We start from the raw sequence: 2071 nt of genomic DNA, 5'->3' as shown, positions 1-2071 counted from the left end.
TTTGAGCAGCCTGCAGCTAGCTTCCTAGTTTGCTCTTTGATTTTCATTGAGTATTAGTTCAATATCTGAAAAAAAGAACCTTGCAAAGCAAGATTCTTTTAGTGTCTGACTTAAATAATTGTTCTTCTGGGAACTAAATCGAATTAAGCTTCGATTTCTGTAACCATACCTGAACCAACAGTACGTCCACCCTCACGGATAGAGAATGTAGTACCTTGTTCTACGGCGATTGGGTGGATCAACTCAACGTCGATTGTCACGTTATCACCAGGCATTACCATTTCAGTACCTGCTGGAAGTTCGATTGAACCTGTAACGTCAGTAGTACGGAAGTAGAATTGTGGACGGTAGTTGTTGAAGAATGGAGTGTGACGTCCACCCTCTTCTTTAGTAAGGATGTAGACTTCACCTTTGAATTTAGTGTGTGGGTTGATTGAACCTGGTTTAGCGATAACTTGTCCACGTTCGATTTCATCACGTTGAACACCACGAAGAAGGACACCTACGTTATCTCCGGCAAGACCTTCGTCAAGTTGTTTACGGAACATTTCAACACCAGTAACAACTGCTTTTTGAGTTTCTTCTTTGATACCAACGATTTCGATTTCGTCGTTGACTTTAACGATACCACGGTCGATACGTCCTGAAGCAACTGTACCACGTCCAGTGATTGAGAATACGTCTTCGACTGGAAGAAGCAATGGTTTGTCAGTGTCACGTTCTGGTTCTGGGATGTACTCATCAACTGTGTTCATCAATTCCATAACGATGTCTTCGTATTTAGAGTCACCTTCAAGAGCTTTAAGAGCTGAACCTTGGATAACTGGAAGATCGTCACCTGGGAAGTCGTATTCTGACAATAGGTCACGGATTTCCATTTCAACCAATTCAAGCAATTCTTCGTCGTCTACCAAGTCAACTTTGTTCATGAAGACGATAAGGTGTTTAACACCAACCTGACGTGAAAGAAGGATGTGCTCACGAGTTTGTGGCATTGGTCCGTCAGTTGAAGCTACTACAAGGATAGCACCGTCCATTTGAGCGGCACCAGTGATCATGTTTTTAACGTAGTCCGCGTGTCCTGGAGCGTCGATGTGAGCGTAGTGACGTTTTTCAGTTTCGTACTCAACGTGCGCAGTGTTGATTGTGATACCGCGTTCGCGTTCTTCTGGAGCAGCATCGATAGACGCATAGTCTTTAGGTTGGTTAACTGATGAAGGCAAGCGACGTGCCAAAACAGTTGTGATAGCTGCAGTTAGGGTAGTTTTACCGTGGTCAACGTGTCCGATAGTACCAATGTTAACGTGTGGTTTACTACGATCGTATTTTTCTTTTGCCATTTGAGTAAAAGCCTCCAATAAAATATATTTTATAGATAGACAGTAGGCAATACAGTCTAACTTTCCTTACTATTTTATCAAATTTCAGCTAAATTGCAAGTGTTTTACAACGTTTTTGTGAATTATTCTTGGTAAAAATTTAACTGAAAGTTCTATAATGAAGTTAGCCACCCAGCCCTCCTAAAAATTAGATGGTTCAACTAGCTGATAGCTAGCACTCGATTTCATTTGATAAGAGGCTTGATGCTGTTAGGCTGACAAGCCAAGGCTAAGATTAGCCTTGGTTTAGCTGACAAAACTGCTTCAAGGGTTCCTCTTGTCAAATGAAAGCTCTTCTAGGCATAAGAAAACACCTCTGTGTTATACTTGTTGTTCAATCACAAACACAAGAAAGGCACAGAGATGCAAAACCATTATACTACAAAAGCCAAACATTTGACAATCGATAGCCGTCGCTTAATCGAACGATGGAAAAAGGAAGGGAAATCAAATAGAGAAATCGCCTCTTTACTTGGAAAAGCTCCTCAAACTATCCATACTGAAATCAAGCGTGGGACAGTCCGACAATGTCTTGGAAAAGGACGCTTTAAAGAGGTTTATTCTGCCGACTATGCTCAACAGGCTTATGAAAATAATCGCAAGCGCTCGGTCAAGAAATCAAGATTGACCAAGGAACTAAAGGAAAAGATTCTCCACTATCATAACCAAAAGATTTCTCCTGAAATGATGGT

General features: G+C 41.3%; 2 protein-coding genes. One reads left to right on the top strand and one right to left on the bottom strand.

The window, feature by feature from the left end; genetic code table 11:
• Window positions 1–143: 143 nt before the first annotated feature.
• Window positions 144–1340, bottom strand: coding sequence for an elongation factor Tu (tuf, locus tag HT736_RS09190; protein ID WP_001040724.1), 1197 nt, complete (start codon window positions 1338–1340; stop codon window positions 144–146).
• 402 nt (window positions 1341–1742) lie between these two features.
• Between tuf and HT736_RS09185 the strand changes: the two genes are divergently transcribed.
• A partial coding sequence (locus tag HT736_RS09185; protein WP_172930971.1) for a helix-turn-helix domain-containing protein occupies window positions 1743–2071 on the top strand: 329 nt, incomplete at its 3' end.

This window comes from Streptococcus sp. 339, assembly GCF_013277285.1.
In the GTDB taxonomy this organism is placed as follows: Bacteria; Bacillota; Bacilli; order Lactobacillales; family Streptococcaceae; genus Streptococcus; species Streptococcus pseudopneumoniae.
This window is presented reverse-complemented; position numbering and strand designations above follow the sequence as displayed.